At 44.0% G+C, this 534-nt stretch carries 1 protein-coding gene; it reads left to right on the top strand.

Features of this window, described 5'->3' with window-relative positions; all coding sequences use genetic code 11:
• A partial coding sequence (locus LPAF129_RS05095) for a transposase family protein (protein WP_507762882.1) occupies window positions 1–534 on the top strand: 534 nt, incomplete at both ends.

The following is a 534-nucleotide window of genomic DNA, read 5'->3' as shown; positions in this document are numbered from 1 at the left end:
AAAGAAGTCAGTCAAGGTAAGCATGGTGCACTCACCAAATTATTGGCCGTTGTCGGCGTAAGCCGACAGGCTTATTACAAAGGCTTAAAACGAGAAGAAACTGCGTGGGAAACTCGCAATCGTCAACTCAAGGAACGAACACAATACTGGTTTAATTTTCACCACCAAGGCATCGGTGCTGGAAATCTTTTAGTGAATCTTAAACACGATGAGTCGATCACTTTTCAAGTGACACATAAGATGGTCCGACGTGTAATGCGTGAACTCGGCCTGAGATGTCAGATTCGGGTTAAGAAACACAACCGTCAGGAAGTAAGTGAACAATATATTCAAGACAATGTCTTGGACCAAGACTTTGAGACAGACGCACCTAATAAGGTTTGGTTGTCGGATTCAACCGAATTGAGATTTGGTCCCAATGGTGAACATAAGATTCGACTCAGTGGTGTTCTCGATCTTTATGGACGTCGTCTTTTGTCACACCATCTCAGCATTACCGAAACCTCAGCTGCGGAAATAGAGGTGTTTCAACGC

This window comes from Ligilactobacillus pabuli, assembly GCF_022836475.1.
Lineage (GTDB): Bacteria > Bacillota > Bacilli > Lactobacillales > Lactobacillaceae > Ligilactobacillus > Ligilactobacillus pabuli.
This window is presented reverse-complemented; position numbering and strand designations above follow the sequence as displayed.